We start from the raw sequence: 17569 nt of genomic DNA, 5'->3' as shown, positions 1-17569 counted from the left end.
GCTCAACTCTTCCGAGGTGTCGACATGCAAGAATCCGTCCCGTGCTCCAGCCATTTCACCGCAGCGGCCGATCATCTCAAACGTTACAGGATTGTCTCATGGCCAACGCATCTGCTTGCAATCATTATCCTGGCTGCGAGTTTTAGCCTGGTGGTATTCCCTTCCGTCGATCTGACCATTTCACGCTTCTTTGCGAACGAACATGGCTTCCCGCTGTCCGAGAATCCATTCTTGAAGGCTGTACGGGACATAAACCGTCAGGGTTTGATATATTTTTTGCCCGTCATGCTGCTTGCAATGAGCCTCCATTGGGCGCTGCCGCGCAAATACGCGTTCTGTCCGCCGCATAAAGCTCTCTTTGTGCTCCTGAGCTTTTTGCTCGGCCCATTGATTACGGTACAGTTTCTCAAAGTCGCTATCGGAAGAGCCCGTCCGCGTGATATTATTGAGTTTGGTGGAACGGCTGATTTCTCCCCTGTATGGCAGTATGCAGCAGCCTGTACACACAATTGCTCCTTTCCTTCCGGTGAAGCCGCTGTCGCCGTTGCAACACTGTCGTTAGTCGTCTTTGTGCCGGCGCAATGGCGGTCTCTTGCGACTATTCTTGCAGTTCCGGTCCTGTTTTTTATTTCCTTCAACAGGGTTCTCTTCGGTGCGCATTTCCTGTCCGATGTCATTGTCGCCTGGAGCTTGGTCCTATGTCAGATGGTGTGGCTCTGGCAAAGAATTACGAGTCGTGCCGAGGCGATCGACGACAGCGTGAGGCGTTTTGGCATAGGCTTTTCCTTCTGCCGCGCCGCTCGACGAGCAAACGGTAATTCTCCATGTAACCTTGACGAAGCTAGCGAAAAGTCTGGCGCATGCTCTCCCCGCCAAGACAAACAATAATCATGCTCGCTGAACAAGTTTCACATCCCATTTCCGCCGAAAGGCGGCTTAAAAGAGACCTGTTGAAAAGTGACGGACCAACTACCCAGAATGTACCCTGAAACATCTGGCTGCTTCCCAATTCGATGTGGCGGCAGATAGTCAGTATTGTTCCAAGGCTGAAGTTCCTCAAAACTCTGACTTTCGTGTTGTGCGGCGTTGTGTCAACGTCGACGCTTCCAGACACTTGATCAATCACCGCGTCTCGAAGCGCCGCAGAAGAAGCTGCCGGATTGGCGCGATTTTCTCTGCGCTGAACGACCACTGTCCAGTTTCGTGACACGGGAATACAATTCAATAGGGGGTAACAATGAACGCAGCGAAAGATGCCCAGTTCTGGAACAGCGTAGCAGAAAAATACGCAAGAAGTACCATCGCTGATCCAGTCGGATATGAGCGCACTTTGAATTGCACACGTGATCATCTTGTATTTGAAGACCGAGTATTGGAATTGGGCTGCGGGACAGGCACCACTGCGCTTCGTCTTGCTCACAGCGTTCAATTCTATCTCGCGACGGATATTTCGGCGCAGATGATCGCTATCGCGCAAGAAAAACTGCTGAAGGAGTCCGTACCGGGGCTTCGTTTCGAGACGGCCACTGTGGAGTCACTGGAAGACAAACTGCCGTTCGACGTCGTTCTGGGATTCAATTACCTGCATCTCGTTCGCGACCTGCACGGAACGCTCCAGCAAATTCACGCTCTGCTCAAAGTCGGAGGGCTTTTTATATCAAAAACCCCCTGCGTGGGCGATATGAGTATACTCGTTCGACTTGCTATACCGTTGATGCGCATCGCTGGGAAAGCCCCTTATGCAGGGATTTTTCAAAGTTCCGAACTAGAACGGAAGATAGCAGATGCTGGCTTCGACATCGTTACCGTGGAAAACCATGCAAGCAAAGGGACCGAAGTCCGGCCCTTTATCGTGGCGCATAAAAGGTAACGTTGTTACGCATCCGTTCTCGCTTTGCGCGCCCTGGATAGCGTTGGGATTGCTTAACAAAAGTAGATAGACAATTCCATGCACCTTTTATCAATCTGATGGGTGATTTTCTGCATGAACCATGCGGAGAACCCTCACGTGGGAAGATTTGTGTGAAGTTAGTTAAAACACACCGTCATCCCTACGATATCGAAGCTCCAAGCCCGACTATGTGACACGGAACCGCGACGCCACGTCGAAGTGCTGTCCCACATAGATTTCGGGCGACGTGACAAGCGTTGGGAGCAAGATCACTAAATTTCGGCTACTCCTGGCCTCGTCACCTCCCAACCGAACTCCAGCCGCAGAAATCTGGACAATACGCAAGCATACACCCTCCGTTACCTCAAGCAGAGGCACCACGGTGGTTAAGTCGATGGCATCCGGATTTTCGCTCGCACCGTTTTGTAATGCCCCGGAAGCATTCACATTGCCACATCAACGCCGCCGCGGATCACCTCTGTTTATTCGCATCAGCGGCAAGGGCTGCGCGGCGTGGCCCTCTATGCGAACAACTTCAAATCCGGCATCCGCCGAAGCTCGCATACGCGCTCAGCCAATGATCTGGTCTCCATTTGGAACCAGTCTTTACGCATCCTGCTCCCCATTGATGCGCGATCTATATGTATTAGCCCCTCTATTGTCGCGAGCAGGGCGACCGACACGTATCAACCAATACGGCGAACTTGGGACGAAAGCTCGTTCCATTCGCTTTGAAAGGATCAGAGTTTCCGGCCAGGCATGTCTGCGCGCATGACGAAGCGGCAGTTCGTTTAAAACTTGTTGACAGGGCGAGACTGTGTATATTTTATAAATACAAAGAAAATACACAGGGGAAATTCGTGATGCAGCCAGCTGAAGAACCGATGAATCGGTCCACTCATAAGAGGAGAGGCTGGGCAGAGAGTTTGACCGGCTTGTCGCAGACTATCCTCAAGGGTGAAAAGGTACTGGCAGGACTGTTCATAACGATTCTTCTGGCCCTGATCCTGGTCAACGTAGCGACCCGTTTTGCCAAGCTACCGATCTACTGGATTGATGAGGCTTCAGTTTTGTCGATGATCTGGCTTGGCTTTATTGGTGCTTCGGTGATGACGCGTCTACGAATCGACTTTGCGGTGACGCTTCTGTCCGATCATCTGTCGCCCAAATGGGTTACGCGGCTGCGCGCGCTGGCGACGGCTTTCTCTTTGGCCTTCGCACTCGGCATGATCACCATGTGCTGGCTTTGGATGGATCCACTGGGAATCGCGTCCCACGGTTTTGACGCCAAGGCGTATGCTGCCGAAACGTTCAATTTTCTCTATACGGAAAAAACGCAGACACTGGAATGGCCGACTTGGCTAGTCAATCTCGTCCTGCCGCTTTTCGCTATCACGCTTACCATTCACTGCGCGGCTAACCTTCTTGAGGACTTGGGCATAGCCCGCAAACGCGAGCAGGTCTCTCTCGCTACTGCGGAAGGAGCAGCGTAATGTTTACCTTCGCCGCTTTCGTAGCCCTCATGCTGATCGGTCTGCCGATCTCGATCGTTCTGTGCCTGACCGCTGCTGCCTATATTTTGCAAACAGGCAATACGGTGCTGTTTGTTTCCTTTCCAACGCAGATGTTTACAGGACTGGATAGCTACGGCCTTATCGCTATTCCGCTTTTCATCCTGATCGGTGAAATCATGAATGGAGGTGGCATTACGCGCCGCATCATCGACATGGCCATGGCATTTGTCGGTGCGCTCAAGGGTGGGCTTGCCTTTGTCAATTTGATAGCCAACATGTTCGTCGCCTCCATTCTTGGATCAGCCGCGGCTCAAGTGGCCCTGATGTCCCAGATGGTTGTGCCGGAAATGGAACGCAAAGGCTATGACAAGACCTTTGCTGCGGGGCTGACCGCATATGCCGGTATGCTTGGGCCGATTATTCCACCCTCGATCATGTTCGTGGTGTATAGCGTAATGGCTCAGGTTCCAATCGGCAGCATGCTGGCAGCCGGCATTATTCCGGGCATCATCCTGTTCGTAGCCTTCTGCACGGTCATCGCTCTGATGGGATTAGTCTACAACTATCCTCGCGGCGAACATCTGCCTGTGCGCCAGCGTGTCATCATCACGCTGAAAGCCCTACCGACACTCGTCATTCCCGTGGTCATCGTAGGTTCCATCGTAACCGGTCTCGCCAATCCAACCGAAGCAGCGGCAATGGGCGTCATTGCGGCGACCCTCGTCGGTCGCTTCGTGACTGGCGACCTTCGCTTCGCACAACTACCGCAGATGTTCGTGAAGGCGGGCGTCCTATCGGCAAGCATTCTGTTCTTGATCGCCGCAGCGGCCGTCTTCTCTTGGGTTCTCGTTTACGGAATGGTTCCGCAACGGGTGGCCGAATGGATTCAATCCATCGCTAGGGACCCGATCACCTTCATGCTACTGGTCAATATAATCCTGCTCATCATCGGGACGGTGATCGACGGCGCGCCCGGCCTGATCATGACGGTGCCGATCTTGCTCCCCATCGCCACGGATGTCTACGGTATCGATCCGGTGCATTTCGGCGTCGTCGCGGTCATCAATCTGGTTCTTGGCTTCCTGTCACCGCCGGTAGGGTTGAACTTCTTCATCGCCGCCGCCGTGACGGGAGCGAAGCCTGGCAAGATGTTCATCGTCACACTTCCGTTCTTCTTCGTCTGTTGCATCATACTGGTGCTTCTGTCGATCTTCCCGGCGCTTTCAACCTACTTCTCATAACAGCAAACCAACAGAGAGGGAAAACCAATCATGATATTCACCCGCCGCTCGTTCATGAAGACCATGTCGCTCGGTGCAGCCATGGCCGTTACGACACCGACGATCTTGCGCGCCCAAAGTACCAAAGTCTATCGGCTCGGTATTACCACTCCTCCCGGTCATCCCTGGAACCTTGCCGCCGAAGAGGTTGGCAAGCGCCTGTCGCAAGAAACCAACGGACGCCTGTCAATTCAGGTCTTCCCATCCAACCAGTTGGGCAATGAAGGTGCGATGCTGCAGCAGATGCAGTCCGGCGCGCTCGATCTCGGCTGGATCATGACTGCCGAACTCGGTTCGCGCATCCCACAGATCGCCGCGATAAATGCACCTTGGCTCGTCGATAGCACCGCGAAAGTGGCGAAGCTGGTCCGGCATCCTACCGCCATCAAGCTGCTCGACGTCTTACCTGCTGAAACTGGCACGGTCGGTCTCGGTTACGGCATCACCACGTTGCGCGTCGTGTTCACCGGCAAGGAAACCACTGGAATCGATGACATAAAAGGTATGAAGCTGCGCATCAACACGACGCCTGCCTATCGCGATTTCTATCAGTTGCTGGGCGCCGCGCCAACACCGATCCCGACACCGCAGGTTTTCGACGCGATGTCGAACGGTCAGGTGGACGGATTGGAAGCCGATCTCGACCTGTCATGGAATCAGCGATACGACAAGGTCGCCAAGACCATGCTGCGCATGAATGCCATTTTCATGCCCTGCGTCGCGCTGGCGTCCGGTCGCATATGGAAAGGCGTACCCGACGCCGACCGCGAGCTGATTTCCCGCATCACTCGTGAGGAACTGGACAAGCAAATCGATGCCACAGTCACCAAAGAAGCTGCTCTCCTCCAGAACTTCAAAGAAGCAGGCATCAAGATCGTAGATGTCGATCTAAATAACACGGCCGACATCATTGCCGCTTACGATAAGATTTGGCTGCCAAAAGCGCCGGTTCTGAGTGAGCTGCGTAAGGTCGGCGCTTCACTTTAAAGCAGAATCTGTTTCAATCTTCCCCCAATACCCTCCTGTAACTCGGCAGGGTATTGGGCTTATAATTTAACACCACGCGGCTCGCTTATTAGTACACCCCGAATTTGAACCACAGTTCAAATATTGCCGGACTGCACAGCCACACTTACCCGCCCCACAGCCGAAACTGGTTACTGATGTTCTCCTGGGCGATAGATTTCTGTATGGATGATGCCATCCGCACCGCACCATGCGCGATACATGCCTGGGCTGTTGAAAGGAAGGCAGATATTTCCTTTTGCATCCACGGCCACCAGACCACCTGAACCGCCAATCTCGCCCAGTTCGGTCACGACATCGCCAGCTGCTTTTTGCAAATCCTGTCCTGCCCAGCGCATGCGCGCATCAATCTCGTGACCAACGGCCCAGCGAATGAAGTATTCGCCATGTCCTGTCGCTGAGATCGCCGCAGTCGCATCGTCCGCCCATGTCCCGGCGCCAATAACAGGACTATCGCCAACGCGCCCGGGTGTCTTGGCGGTCATACCACCGGTGGAAGTTGCTGCCGCGAGGTGGCCGAAGCGATCAAGCGCAACCGCCCCGACAGTTCCGTGCTTGCGAGCAGGATCCCCATCATCGGGGAGCCCCAGTTTGCGGCGCTCCATTTCGGCTCTGAGGGCGTTTAACCGATGTTCCGTCCCGAACCATTCTGGACTCTTCATTTCGAGACCAGCATTTTCACAGAAGCGTCGGGCACCTTCACCGGCCAGAAACACATGCTCGGTCGTTTCCATTACGGCGCGCGCGGCCAGTATAGGATGACGGGGCCCACAGATACCCGAGATCGTACCACATTCGCGTGTGGCGCCGTCCATGATCGCCGCATCCATTTCATGAGTGCCATCGGTCGTGTAGACCGCGCCACGGCCTGCATTAAACAACGGATCATCTTCCAACGCCATGACCGACGCCGTAACCGCATCAAGCGATGTCCCACCCGCACGCAAAATATCAAGGCCAGCTTCAAGGCAAGCACGCAAACCAGCATGAAAAGCCGCTTCGCGCTGCGGTGTCATATTGGATTTCAATATCGTTCCCGCGCCACCATGCAGCGCGATAACAGGCATCGTTTCAGACATTCTGACCTCTATTAACGGAAGGAATTCAAGCTTTTCTGAGAGGGTTAGCGCAATGCAAAGCTCATCGCGGAAAGAGCAGTCATCCAGCCGATCACCTCTGCCATCGTCGCGCAATCAAAGCCGATCGTGACCGCATCGACACGTCTGGCTGGTGGGAGGATCGCCATTTGATCCGCAAGGGCCGCACTACCCATTGTGAACTCTAATTTATACGGACCGTTCAACAGGAACGGCTTTTTATCGCCAGCTTCCCGGACGGCGCGCATCGCCGCGTCCTTCAGCATGGTGCGGGCTCGCTGGACCGATACCTGACGCGCCGCGCGATGACCGAAAGATTGTTTAACGACGACAAATTCCGCATCGGGAAAGATGCCGATATTTTCTTCCTTTGTGCAATCGTCGCCGGAAACAAGACCGACCGGGACGCCAATCTCTCCAGCATAGGCTCCATATATGCCTGGCTCTCCATAAGGTTGGCCGTTGATACGCACCTCGCGAAAGGCAAAGCCATTCGTTGTGTGAGCGAGCACGCCGCCTTTGCCGGCCATGGAGTGATGTCCGACCATGAAAAACAAGTCGAAGTCGGCGGTCAAGCCGCATGCCATGTTCATTGGCTTGGGCTTGCCAAGGATCAGATCCGCCGAAGGGTGCAGCAGGGACGGCAGAATATTTGTCATCGGCCCGTGGGAGTCGTTGACGAGAATTTCGGCTACATCCGCCTCCACCAAGCCTTCAACAACGGCATTGACTTCTTCGGTCATGAGAATGCGAGCTTTCTCATATTCCGCATGGCCTGCCTGACCTTGGGCAGGCGCTACGACACCTGCAACACCCTCAATATCAGCGGAAATGTAGACACGCATGACAGGGACTCCTCAGTCGGATCGCAGCTTCGGATCGAGCGCGTCGCGCAAGCCGTCGCCAAAAAGATTGAAACCGAGCACAGTGACGAAAATTGCAATGCCGGGGAACAGCGTCAGGTGGTCGGCGACCCCCATATAAGTCCGTCCATCGGCCAGCATGGCACCCCATTCTGGGCTTGGCGGTTGCGCACCAAAACCGATGAAGGAAAGAGCAGCAGCCGTCAGAATGGATGTGCCGATACGCATGGAAAAATAGACGATGACATTGGGCAGGGTACCGGGCAGGATGTGGCGGAGCATAATGACGCGATCGGCCACACCGATGGCACGCGATGCATCGACATAAACCGTACGCTTCAATTGCAACGTGGTGCTGCGGGCAAGCCGAGCAAAGACCGGGATCGAGAAGATCGCGACCGCGTAGATGACGTTGGTGATACCCGGTCCAAGAACCGCAATTACGGCGATAGCCAGCAGAATGCCGGGAAAAGCGAGTAACAGATCACAGATACGCATGATGATCGAATCCACCCAACCACCGTAAAAGCCGGAAACGATGCCAAGCGTCACACCAAAAAGGGCACCCAGCGTTACCGAAAGAAAGCCGACCGCCAGAGAAATGCGTGCGCCCCAGATGATCCGGCTGAAAATGTCGCGTCCATAGGCATCAGTCCCGGCCCAATGGTCGCCACTTGGGCCCTGCAATACGGCATTATAATCCGGCGCACTGGGATCATAAGGAGCAATTACAGGTGCCAGAATTGCCGCCAGAACCAATGCGATGATAAAGATCAGCGCGACAAGCGCAACTTTCTGCTTTTTAAACCGGCGCCAGAACTCGGCCAATGGTCTGCGCATTTTTTGGGTGGGCTCCACCACAACACTTGTCGCACTCATTTGTAGCGGATCTCCGGATTTGCGAAGGCATAAAGAACATCGACCAAAAGGTTGATGAAGATGAACTGCAACGAAAACAACAGGATCAACGCCTGAATGACGGGATAATCGCGATAGGAAACTGAATCGACCAGCAGCCTGCCCACACCCGGCCAGGAGAACACGCTTTCGACCACGATCGAACCCCCGAGCAAAAAGCCGAATTGTAGGCCAACCATCGTAATAATGGGGATCAGCGCGTTGCGCAGCGCATGTTTCCATATGACACTGCGCTCTGGCACACCTTTGGCGCGCGCAGTGCGAACATAATCCTCACGGGCAATTTCTATGAACGCCGAACGGGTAAATCGCGCCATAACAGCGGCAACGCCAACACCGAGCGTGAATGAGGGCATCACATAATGCTGCCAGGTGCCGTAGCCCCCGGTTGGAAACCAGCCGAGCTTGACAGAAAAAATATTGATCAGAAGCAGGCCAAGCCAGAATGGTGGGAATGATATGCCGGAAACCGCGATGATCATGCCGGCATAATCCGGCCACTTGCCACGTTTCACTGCGGAAATCACGCCGATCAGCAAGCCAAAAAGCGAGGACCACAACATAGCGAATACGGTGAGCCAGACAGTAGGCATCAGCCGCTCGCCAATCTCCTCGGTGACCGTGCGTCGCGTCTTCAGCGAAACACCGAAATCGCCATGAGCCGCACGTGTCAGATAACGCGTGAATTGCTCTGGCAGCGGCTTATCCAGGCCAAGCGAAGAACGAACCGCGGCGACGTCCTGCGGGCTGGCATCAGGCCCAGCCACAAGGCGTGCGGGATCGCCTGGCAGCATATGCACAAAGGCGAACACGCAAACCATCACCATCACGATGACGGGAATGGTGGCGACAAGCCGTTTGATGAGATATGCAAACATAAATTCCCTTTCGGAAAGCCAGCGCTGGCCTCAAAAGGCCAGCGCTCGTTTCACGAGCTGTTATTCAGCAAATGCCGCTTCTTCGAGCAGGAAGCCACGATCCGGAAGCATATAGACACCGGATAGAGCTTTGCTTTTGGCCGAGAGGTTCTGGTTCACGCCAAGGAATATCCAGGGCGCACCTTCCCACGCCGCCTTCTGTGCTTCAGCATAAAACTCTGCCCGCTTGGCTGGATCGGCAGTGCTGATCGCGCCTTCAATGGCTGCATCCACTTTCGCATCCTTGAAGTAAGCAACATTGAACATTGCTGGTGGAAAGCTCTGGCCGTATAGCAGAGGGCGAATGCCCCAGTCAGCATCACCTGTCGATGCGGACCATCCGCCGTAATACATCTGCACTGCGGCATCTTCCGGCTTTTCGACAGACCAGATCTTCTGGGCGGCCACACCTGCCTCAAGCGGCATTACGTTCACTTTGACATTGATCTGTGCAAGCTGCTGCTGAATGAACTGAACAGCGCGAATGGATTCCGTGTTGGAATTGGCCCAGATTTCAGTTTCAAAACCGCTCTCGTGACCGGCCTCCTTCATCAGCTCCTTGGCTTTGTCGAGATTGTACTCGTAATTGCCAACCGGCACGTGGAAAGCGAGGTTTTTCGGGATGATGGAATCGGCTGGCTCACAATGGCCGTTATAAACGATCTTGCAATATGCATTCTTGTCAACGGCATAGTTCAAGGCTTGTCGAACGCGCACGTCATCGAACGGCTTCTTCAAATTGTTGAGGGAAACGTACCATTCGACGATGGACGGGGCCTTGTCCACCTCAACATTAGGGTTCTTTTCCGCAACCTGGATCAGTTCGGGAGGAAAAGACGGTACGAACTGCGCTTCACCTGTCTGGAGCATTGCAAAGCGCGCGCCGGATTCCGGCACCGAGCGAACGGTTACACCGTCGACTTTGGGAAGGCCATCTTTCCAGTAGCTGTCGTTCTTCACGACATCCAGCGTATCCGCCGACCAGTTCTTGAACTTGAATGGTCCGGTTCCGACTGGATTGCGTCCGATATCCTTGCCATACTTTTCAAGAGCTGCTGGCGAAATGATCATGGCTCCCGGATGAGCGAGGGAAGCAATCATTGCTCCGAACGGCTCCTTGAGAACCAACTTGACGGTGGCGTCGTCAACAACCTGAACTTCCTTGACCATGGAGACAAGGCTGCGACGCGAAAGCTTGTTGTCAGGATTTGCGAGACGCTCGATATTTATCTTGACCGCTTGAGCATTGAAGTCCGTGCCGTCGTGGAACTTGATGCCTTTGCGAAGCTTGATGGTGAACTCGGTCGCATCGTCATTGGCTTCATAGCTCTCAGCCAGAAGCGGAATGAGTTTCATGTCCTTGTCGAAGCCGAAAAGGCCCTGATAGATCAGACGAAGCGAGGTCTGCGACAGCGTATCGTTGATATTCGTGGGATCGAGACCCGTCAGATTGTTTGGCACGGCAACGGTGAGCGACTTCGCCCATACCGTACCCGGCAGCACCATCGCGGCGGCCAGCGCCGACGACAGCAACAAGTTTTTCAGTTTCATTGTCATCTCCTTCCTAAGATCAATGAAAGTCGCCAATAGGATGCCGCGCGACGAAATGGCCGGGCTCGACCTCGACCAGAGGCTTGACGACAGGCATGTCGTCGGGTGCGCGTACCGGGCTCGGTATCTCCCCCTCTATAAGTGGACGGCTACGCTCGCGTCGCTGGGGATCGGCAATGGGAACTGCGGACAATAGCCGCCGCGTATAGGCATGCTGCGGATTCTCGAATATCTGGCGTCGCTGTCCGATTTCGACGATCTGGCCCAGATACATCACCGCTACGCGATGGGAGATACGCTCCACCACCGCCATATCGTGGCTGATGAATATGTAGGAAAGACCGCGCTTCTCCTGCAATTCCATCATCAGGTTTATGACCTGTGCCTGAATGGAAACATCGAGCGCCGCAACCGCTTCGTCGGTAATGAGAATATCGGGATCGCCCGCAAGAGCACGCGCAATACAGATACGCTGGCGTTGGCCGCCCGAAAACTGATGCGGATAACGGTGCGCGTGTTCCGGCTGCAGGCCCACATCGCGCAGCAATTCCACCACACGATCCTGAATTTCGGACCCTTTTGCGAGACCGTGTGTGATCAAAGGTTCCGCGATGGAAAAGCCAACCGTCAGGCGGGGATCAAGTGATGCAAACGGGTCCTGAAATACGTACTGGATCTTGCGGCGAATGGATTTCTTTTCAGCTCTTCCGAGCTTGAAGATATCCTTGTCACCATAAAGTACCGATCCGGCGGTTGCATCCTGTAGCATCATGATGGTGCGCCCGGTCGTCGACTTGCCACAACCCGATTCACCGACGAGCGCCAGTGTTTCACCCTGTCGCAGATTGAAACTGACCTGCTCGACTGCGTGTACGCGGCCGGTTAGTTTCGAGAACAGCCCGTTCCTGATGTCGAAACGGGTTACCAGATCGCGCACTTGCAGGACCGGCTTAGGCGACTTGATCGTGTCTTGCGGCGGGTATTCGGCAAAACTGTCCATGCCGGTTGCGTCGGCCTTCAGAAGAGGAAATCGGCGCGGCAGATTTTCACCATTGAGTGCGCCGAGGCGCGGAACGGCTGCAAGCAATGCGCGGGTATAGGGGTGTCGCGGCGCTTCAAATATGGCATCGACCGAGCCTTCTTCGACTTTCTCGCCACGACGCATAACAAGTACCTTGTCGGCCACTTCCGCCACAACGCCCATATCGTGGGTGATGAAGAGGACGGCCATACCCATCTCTTCCTGCAGCAGGCGGATGAGGCGCAAAATCTGCGCCTGAATGGTGACGTCCAGAGCCGTGGTCGGTTCATCGGCAATCAAAAGACGCGGCCGGCAAGAAAGAGCCATGGCAATCATGACACGCTGGCGCATGCCACCCGATAACTGGTGCGGATGACGATCAAGTATGCGCCGGGCATCGGGAATACGAACCTTTTCCAACATGCGCAGTGCTTCAGCCCGCGCTTCGGAAGAAGAACATTTCTGATGCAAACGCACCGCTTCTGCGATCTGTTCTCCGACAGTAAAAACCGGATTGAGAGAAGTCATTGGCTCCTGGAAGATCATGGCAATGTCGTTGCCTCGAATATCTTCCATGGCATTGAGCGAAAGCTTGGTGAGGTCGCTTGTTACGCCATCGCGGCCGGTAAACTGAATAGTGCCTTGCGTAATCTTGCCACCACCGAATTCCACAAGGCGCATGATAGCGAGCGACGTGACGGATTTGCCAGACCCCGATTCACCGACAACCGCCAGCGTTTCTCCAGGTTTGATCTCGAATGAAAGATTGCTAACTGCACGAAACGTGCCATCGTCGCCCTTGAAATCAACGCTGACGTTCTCAACACGTACGATCGGTGCGTCTGCAGGATTACTCGGCTTCACTGGCATCCGTGGTCCTCGATTTGGACTGCGGCTGACTTTCATCTTCCGCATAAAGGTATGGTATGAGGGAGCGCGTTACCGAGACGGCATCTGACACGCTTTGGTGATGTGCCGTCAGCACGGCGATGATCGCTTCGAAAGCCGCGAGCGCCCCAATCGTTGAACTGTGCAGGACAGGATGGCTCGCAGGCACGAAAATCTGCTCATGACTGAGTGGACAAAGCGGTGAGGCAGGACCGTCGGTCACAGCAATACAGTGTGCTCCCCGCCCCCGCGCAAGTTTCAGAAAATCAAGCGTCGCCTGTGAATAGCGTGGCAAGGCCATCGCTATCACGAGGTCGCCGGGGGCTAGGCGGAGTACTTTTTGAGCAACACGCTCAAGTCCACCCGCCCCGTTCAGCATGATCTGCGACTGGGTAAAAAGGATGGACTTGTCCGCGAGATACTGCAGCATGTTCGCGCTAACACCGAAGCCAAGAAATGCAACACGCGGCGCGTTCATCATTTGGGCGGCAATGTCCTCCCACAACGTGTCGCCGCCGTCCTGCATGAACTGCTGAACAATCTCCGCAGCGCTCTGGAAAGAATCTTCAGCAATTTTTCCTGGTGGGATGTGACGGGCGCGATCGACGTTTTCCACGGGACGCAGCAATGACTGATAGCCTTGCACAGCAAGGCCCCGGAAATCCGTAAAGCCCCCCAACCCCAGCGCGCGCACGAAGCGAGTAATAGTCGCCGACGAGGTGGAGGTTGCTTTGGCGAGCTCCTCGATACCCATCGTCGCGACCGCAAATGGATTGGCGAGTACAAAATCTGCAATCTTCTGCTGGTTCGAGGTCAAGCTGTTTCGGCTAGCCTCGATCAATGTAGCCAGATTCATGTTGTTCCCGCTTTTTTATGCGTTTATGAAAGCTTGCTTATCAGACTTTGAATTATTTGAAAATCTTTTTCATATCGATCCGTGCATTTATTGCGTTCGACCATACGTCTCGAAAATTGCGGCTTGGCTTAACGGTGTGAAACTCCTTTTGTCCTGGCAAGGGCATGCGAAGCTACTTTTACACCGCTCAGGTTCTCAGTATCAGATAGAGATTCAGAGGTTCGACGACCTATCAACATCGCGACGGTGAACAGGGACAAAATTCGGAGAGACGGTCGCGCATTTTTTCAGCGAACTACAAGCTTGTTGGTCTCTGGGCGTAGTTATGATGCGCAGATCGAAACGAGATGCCCATTGGGTAAAAATTCATATCCCGCCATACCAGTCATATCCATAATCCTCCCAATACCCGCCTTTTCCTCCCTGAATATTGGCGAAGCTCGACACCAGCTCAATCGATTTGATGTATTTGCTCATCTTGTAACCGAGTTGTCTTTCGACACGCAAACGGAGGGGAGCGCCATTTTCTACGGGAAGGACACGATCATTGAGACCATATGCCAGAATAGTTTGCGGATGACGGGCGTCAATCAGGTCTATACTGCCGTAAAATGATGCTGCACCTTTCGCACCATCTACCTTATCGAAACAGTGGAAAACGACAAAGCGCGCGGATGGCACGGGACGTACAACATCGAGGACCTGGCTCAAGGGAACGCCAGTCCATTTGGCAATTGTACTCCAGCCTTCCACACAGTCGTGGCGAGTGATCTGGGTGCGGCGTGGCATGTTGCGCAGCTCCTGCAGCGAAAAGCCGACCGGCTTTTCCACAAGACCTGTTACCTGCAAAACATAGTCCGAGAAATCAGCGGCACGAAGTGCCTCATACTCTTCTGTCGCAGGATTGGTTTCGCCATTAGGTTTTTGACCTTGACGCAACTCGCTTTCCCCATACTCCCTGGCGAGAGCGCTATCTCCCTGCAGTTTCCTTTGAAGGAAGTAGGTCAGATCGTTGGCCTTTTCGAGGACGTGCCGCGTAACGCTTTCATTGTTGCCGACAAAATCGAAAGCATCGCAACCGCTCAATATAATGGAAGAGGTTGCCGCTCCTGAAAAAGTAAGGAACTGCCGTCTGGAAATATTCAGCTTTCTCATGGGTGCTTATCCTTGTCGTTTTCCGGAAGATCGGCACGATACCAACCAGAAATCATTGATCGCATTTCGTTGATTGGACCTGCCGCAAGCACCATGACGATATGAATGACGACGAATGCGCAAAGAAGGAAAACGGCTACAAAATGAAGCGTCCGGGCTGTCTGGCGTCCGCCGAGCCATTCCGTCAGCGGCATAACGGCATCCATGCCGGGAGACATGGCAAGCCCAGTCACTATAACCATTGGGAAAAGACCGAAAAATACCATGCAATAGGTCAGCTTCTGCATCGGATTGTATGTTTTTCCATGCTCGAAGCGAAATTTCAGATGGTTGAGAAAATCGCCGGGCAGGCGCTTTCCGTCCAATGCAGTAGGCAGCAGATCATGCTTCAGATGCCCATTCAGAACACTGCCGACCAACCATAAAGTGAGCGTACCCACCAAAACCCAGGCAAAGAAGAAGTGTACCACGCGTCCGGTTGCAAGATCGCGATAGGATGGAATGGTCAACACTGAGGGAAATGCCTGATAGTCGGGAGAACTTGAAGCTCCCGATACCCCAAGAAAACCGGTCGTCTGGAAGCTTTTGCCCAAAACGTCGACGCGACCTTCAGGACCGTTTTCGCCATCGACCGCGTAAATTGCCAGAATGGCATTTTCATAGTCGAAACCGGATTCATTCCCCAAATAGAGCGTTGGGTGCGCATTGAATATTTGTAGCCCCGACAGCAGCAGAAAAAAGAGGCTTGCAGCCCATGTCCAATGTGTGAGGCGCGTTAGCAAGCGCTGGCGATAGATAAGCTGTTTCATGATGTTGCGCTCCGGTAATTTACCCGCCAATCCTGCGGGAGGACTGGCGGGCCAGAACATTTACTGAGGCTTTTTCATGGAGTCAGACTGCATCGCGTCCTGTTTCATGGCATCGCTCTTCATCGCTTTGTCGTCATGTTTCTTCATTTTCTTTTTTGTATCGCTATGCATAGCATCGTCTTTCATGGCGTCATGCTTACCCATGGCATCCTTCTTCATAGTGTCAGACTTCATGGTTTCGGTTTTCATCGTGTCTTGCGCGAAAGAAACCGGCGTGAAAGATATAGCTGCAAGCAGTGCGAGCGCCGGAAGGACGGCGATGTTCTGTTTAATGGTCATGACGATACTCCTGTTTGATCTGGGCGCCAGCGGCGCGTAACGGGAGGAATTTCGACAGACATAGGCAAATGGTTACATCGATCACGGCGATGTGATCATTTATCGAGAGATGTAACTTTTTCCGCGTCTTTCACGAATATGCCGGTGATTGGAGTTGCAACCTGACCTGTTCAAATGAAGAAAGGTTAAAACAGCTGATGATACTGGCGCTCGACGGAGACAAGGCAGCCTATCGGACCTTGCTTGAGGACTTGGGGCGCCAACTGAAACCTTTTTTTCTCCGGCGTCTTTTCGGAGACAAATCCCAAGCGGAAGACCTCGTTCAGGAGACGTTGCTGGCAATCCATACCCGGCGCATAACCTATGATCGAGGTAAGGCGTTTCTACCTTGGGTAAATGGAATAGCGCATCACAAGCTTATCGATCACCTACGCCGTCACGGGCGTGAAATGGCTACACCTCTGGACGAGGATGTCCCTGTTTCCGATGAAGGCGACACCGCCGATGCGCGCATGGACGTGGATCGGATATTAAGCGGCGTTTCTGAGCGCACGGCTGGTTTGATCCGCAAAGTAAAGATCGAGGGGCAATCCATAGATGAAGCCGCACGCGACGCCGGCTTGAGCCAGAGCGCGGTCAAAGTCGCTATCCACCGTGGTCTTGCAACACTCACCCAGCGGTTTGGAGGCAAGAAGCGTGACTGATGATCTGATCAACAAGCTGACGGCCAACCTCAAACCGGTTGCCCCTCGCGCAATGCACCAGCTTCTCTTGCGCTATGCGACAGGAGGCATTGCAGGCGGACTGGCGATCATGCTGGGCTTCCTTGGCGCGCGTCACGATTTGTTATCGGTGATGACGACCGCCGCCTATTGGATGAAATTTGGCTACGCGGCTCTGCTTCTCATCCTATTGATCCCTGCTTTATTCACCCTGTCGCGACCAGTTCGCGCAGAACTACACTGGCGACCGCTGGCCATACTTCTGGCCTGCTTCGCAAGTGCGGCTTTAATTCAGCTAATGAACGCAGAACCTGAACAAGCACAAGTGCTGATCTGGGGGCAAACGGCGTTGGTCTGTCCATGGCTGATTGTTCTAATCGCGCTTCCCACGCTCACGCTGCTACTCGTCGCCATGCGGCGGCTTGCTCCGGCAAATCCTGCTCTGACCGGTCTTGCCGCCGGCATCGTTGCAGGCGCCGTGGGAGTCCTCATCTATTCGTTACATTGCCCGGAGTCAGGGATGCCGTTTATTGTGATCTGGTATACGCTCGGTGTCGCAATCACAGGCTTTCTGGGTATGATTGGCGGGAGAGTTTTTTTGCATTGGTAAAAAAGACAGCGATCAGTCTTCGATTACTGCACTGCGGCCGCATGTGAGCGACGTGCTCTGTGTACCCTGTTTGTATAGGCACTTTCGTATCGGTCTCGGTAAATTGGCACTT

Annotated in this window: 17 protein-coding genes; 7 read left to right on the top strand and 10 right to left on the bottom strand. The window is 53.9% G+C overall.

The genetic code is table 11. From position 1 onward, the window contains the following. Positions 1-24 precede the first annotated feature (24 nt). The 5 genes from FJQ48_RS19880 to FJQ48_RS19860 all read left to right on the top strand — a co-directional run bounded on the left by FJQ48_RS19880 (position 25) and on the right by FJQ48_RS19860 (position 5672). Entirely contained in the window at positions 25-888 is an 864-nt protein-coding gene (locus FJQ48_RS19880) for a phosphatase PAP2 family protein (RefSeq protein ID WP_139976642.1), read from the top strand. Positions 889-1237: 349 nt separating this feature from the next. Further along, complete coding sequence (locus FJQ48_RS19875) at positions 1238-1870, top strand: class I SAM-dependent methyltransferase (protein ID WP_139976641.1); 633 nt, start codon at positions 1238-1240, stop codon at positions 1868-1870. Positions 1871-2754: 884 nt separating this feature from the next. Next, entirely contained in the window at positions 2755-3384 is a 630-nt protein-coding gene (locus FJQ48_RS19870) for a TRAP transporter small permease (protein ID WP_247870431.1), read from the top strand. Next, positions 3384-4646: a TRAP transporter large permease gene (locus tag FJQ48_RS19865; RefSeq protein ID WP_139976640.1), complete on the top strand. Its 1263-nt coding sequence runs from the start codon at positions 3384-3386 to the stop codon at positions 4644-4646. Before FJQ48_RS19870 ends, FJQ48_RS19865 begins: the two co-directional genes overlap by 1 nt. Before the next feature lie 30 nt (positions 4647-4676). Then, positions 4677-5672, top strand: a complete 996-nt coding sequence (locus tag FJQ48_RS19860) for a TRAP transporter substrate-binding protein (RefSeq protein WP_139976639.1) — start codon at positions 4677-4679, stop codon at positions 5670-5672. Between the two features lie 170 nt (positions 5673-5842). Here FJQ48_RS19860 and FJQ48_RS19855 read toward each other — a convergent pair whose 3' ends face one another. The 10 genes from FJQ48_RS19855 to FJQ48_RS19810 form a co-directional block, all read right to left on the bottom strand. Continuing rightward, positions 5843-6790 (bottom strand): isoaspartyl peptidase/L-asparaginase, encoded by a 948-nt coding sequence (locus FJQ48_RS19855; protein ID WP_139976638.1) that lies wholly within the window; start codon positions 6788-6790, stop codon positions 5843-5845. A gap of 44 nt (positions 6791-6834) precedes the next feature. Next, positions 6835-7653, bottom strand: coding sequence for a M55 family metallopeptidase (locus FJQ48_RS19850; RefSeq protein WP_139976637.1), 819 nt, complete (start codon positions 7651-7653; stop codon positions 6835-6837). Between the two features lie 12 nt (positions 7654-7665). Beyond that, positions 7666-8511: an ABC transporter permease subunit gene (locus FJQ48_RS19845; RefSeq protein WP_247870420.1), complete on the bottom strand. Its 846-nt coding sequence runs from the start codon at positions 8509-8511 to the stop codon at positions 7666-7668. A gap of 35 nt (positions 8512-8546) precedes the next feature. Next, a complete protein-coding gene (gsiC, locus tag FJQ48_RS19840) occupies positions 8547-9467 on the bottom strand; it encodes a glutathione ABC transporter permease GsiC (RefSeq protein ID WP_139976635.1) in 921 nt (306 codons plus the stop codon). A 60-nt stretch (positions 9468-9527) separates the two neighbouring features. Beyond that, on the bottom strand, positions 9528-11057 hold the full coding sequence (locus tag FJQ48_RS19835; protein ID WP_139976634.1) for a glutathione ABC transporter substrate-binding protein: 1530 nt from the start codon (positions 11055-11057) through the stop codon (positions 9528-9530). A gap of 19 nt (positions 11058-11076) precedes the next feature. Continuing rightward, a complete protein-coding gene (locus FJQ48_RS19830) occupies positions 11077-12948 on the bottom strand; it encodes a dipeptide ABC transporter ATP-binding protein (protein WP_139976633.1) in 1872 nt (623 codons plus the stop codon). Continuing rightward, on the bottom strand, positions 12929-13822 hold the full coding sequence (locus FJQ48_RS19825; RefSeq protein ID WP_139976632.1) for a MurR/RpiR family transcriptional regulator: 894 nt from the start codon (positions 13820-13822) through the stop codon (positions 12929-12931). Before FJQ48_RS19825 ends, FJQ48_RS19830 begins: the two co-directional genes overlap by 20 nt. Positions 13823-14188: 366 nt before the next feature. Then, positions 14189-14977: a molybdopterin-binding protein gene (locus FJQ48_RS19820; RefSeq protein ID WP_139976631.1), complete on the bottom strand. Its 789-nt coding sequence runs from the start codon at positions 14975-14977 to the stop codon at positions 14189-14191. Further along, the gene (locus FJQ48_RS19815; RefSeq protein WP_139976630.1) at positions 14974-15786 is read right to left on the bottom strand and encodes a cytochrome b/b6 domain-containing protein; all 813 of its coding nucleotides are present in this window, start codon (positions 15784-15786) and stop codon (positions 14974-14976) included. Before FJQ48_RS19815 ends, FJQ48_RS19820 begins: the two co-directional genes overlap by 4 nt. Positions 15787-15846: 60 nt before the next feature. Beyond that, the gene (locus FJQ48_RS19810; RefSeq protein ID WP_139976629.1) at positions 15847-16125 is read right to left on the bottom strand and encodes a pentapeptide MXKDX repeat protein; all 279 of its coding nucleotides are present in this window, start codon (positions 16123-16125) and stop codon (positions 15847-15849) included. 197 nt (positions 16126-16322) lie between these two features. Here FJQ48_RS19810 and FJQ48_RS19805 point away from each other — a divergent pair, with 197 nt between their 5' ends. Together FJQ48_RS19805 and FJQ48_RS19800 are read left to right on the top strand one after the other, a co-directional pair. Next, positions 16323-16829 carry a sigma-70 family RNA polymerase sigma factor gene (locus FJQ48_RS19805; RefSeq protein WP_139976628.1) on the top strand — a complete coding sequence of 169 codons (507 nt, stop codon included), beginning with the start codon at positions 16323-16325 and terminating at the stop codon, positions 16827-16829. Continuing rightward, a complete protein-coding gene (locus FJQ48_RS19800; protein WP_139976627.1) occupies positions 16822-17457 on the top strand; it encodes an NrsF family protein in 636 nt (211 codons plus the stop codon). Before FJQ48_RS19805 ends, FJQ48_RS19800 begins: the two co-directional genes overlap by 8 nt. Positions 17458-17569 lie beyond the last annotated feature (112 nt).

Origin of the sequence: Ochrobactrum sp. CGA5 (genome assembly GCF_006345815.1) — a bacterium.
Lineage (GTDB): Bacteria > Pseudomonadota > Alphaproteobacteria > Rhizobiales > Rhizobiaceae > Brucella.
This window is presented reverse-complemented; position numbering and strand designations above follow the sequence as displayed.

Excerpts from the sequence above, each read along its gene's own strand:
- FJQ48_RS19815 (WP_139976630.1), bottom strand. The coding sequence starts at position 15,786 with ATGAAACAGCTTATCTATCGCCAGCGCTTGCTAACGCGCCTCACACAT.
- FJQ48_RS19830 (WP_139976633.1), bottom strand. The coding sequence starts at position 12,948 with ATGCCAGTGAAGCCGAGTAATCCTGCAGACGCACCGATCGTACGTGTT.
- FJQ48_RS19820 (WP_139976631.1), bottom strand. The coding sequence starts at position 14,977 with ATGAGAAAGCTGAATATTTCCAGACGGCAGTTCCTTACTTTTTCAGGA.
- FJQ48_RS19810 (WP_139976629.1), bottom strand. The coding sequence starts at position 16,125 with ATGACCATTAAACAGAACATCGCCGTCCTTCCGGCGCTCGCACTGCTT.
- FJQ48_RS19835 (WP_139976634.1), bottom strand. The coding sequence starts at position 11,057 with ATGAAACTGAAAAACTTGTTGCTGTCGTCGGCGCTGGCCGCCGCGATG.
- FJQ48_RS19875 (WP_139976641.1), top strand. The coding sequence starts at position 1,238 with ATGAACGCAGCGAAAGATGCCCAGTTCTGGAACAGCGTAGCAGAAAAA.
- FJQ48_RS19825 (WP_139976632.1), bottom strand. The coding sequence starts at position 13,822 with ATGAATCTGGCTACATTGATCGAGGCTAGCCGAAACAGCTTGACCTCG.
- FJQ48_RS19845 (WP_247870420.1), bottom strand. The coding sequence starts at position 8,511 with ATGCGCAGACCATTGGCCGAGTTCTGGCGCCGGTTTAAAAAGCAGAAA.
- FJQ48_RS19850 (WP_139976637.1), bottom strand. The coding sequence starts at position 7,653 with ATGCGTGTCTACATTTCCGCTGATATTGAGGGTGTTGCAGGTGTCGTA.
- FJQ48_RS19865 (WP_139976640.1), top strand. The coding sequence starts at position 3,384 with ATGTTTACCTTCGCCGCTTTCGTAGCCCTCATGCTGATCGGTCTGCCG.
- FJQ48_RS19880 (WP_139976642.1), top strand. The coding sequence starts at position 25 with ATGCAAGAATCCGTCCCGTGCTCCAGCCATTTCACCGCAGCGGCCGAT.
- FJQ48_RS19860 (WP_139976639.1), top strand. The coding sequence starts at position 4,677 with ATGATATTCACCCGCCGCTCGTTCATGAAGACCATGTCGCTCGGTGCA.
- gsiC (WP_139976635.1), bottom strand. The coding sequence starts at position 9,467 with ATGTTTGCATATCTCATCAAACGGCTTGTCGCCACCATTCCCGTCATC.
- FJQ48_RS19855 (WP_139976638.1), bottom strand. The coding sequence starts at position 6,790 with ATGTCTGAAACGATGCCTGTTATCGCGCTGCATGGTGGCGCGGGAACG.
- FJQ48_RS19870 (WP_247870431.1), top strand. The coding sequence starts at position 2,755 with ATGCAGCCAGCTGAAGAACCGATGAATCGGTCCACTCATAAGAGGAGA.
- FJQ48_RS19805 (WP_139976628.1), top strand. The coding sequence starts at position 16,323 with ATGATACTGGCGCTCGACGGAGACAAGGCAGCCTATCGGACCTTGCTT.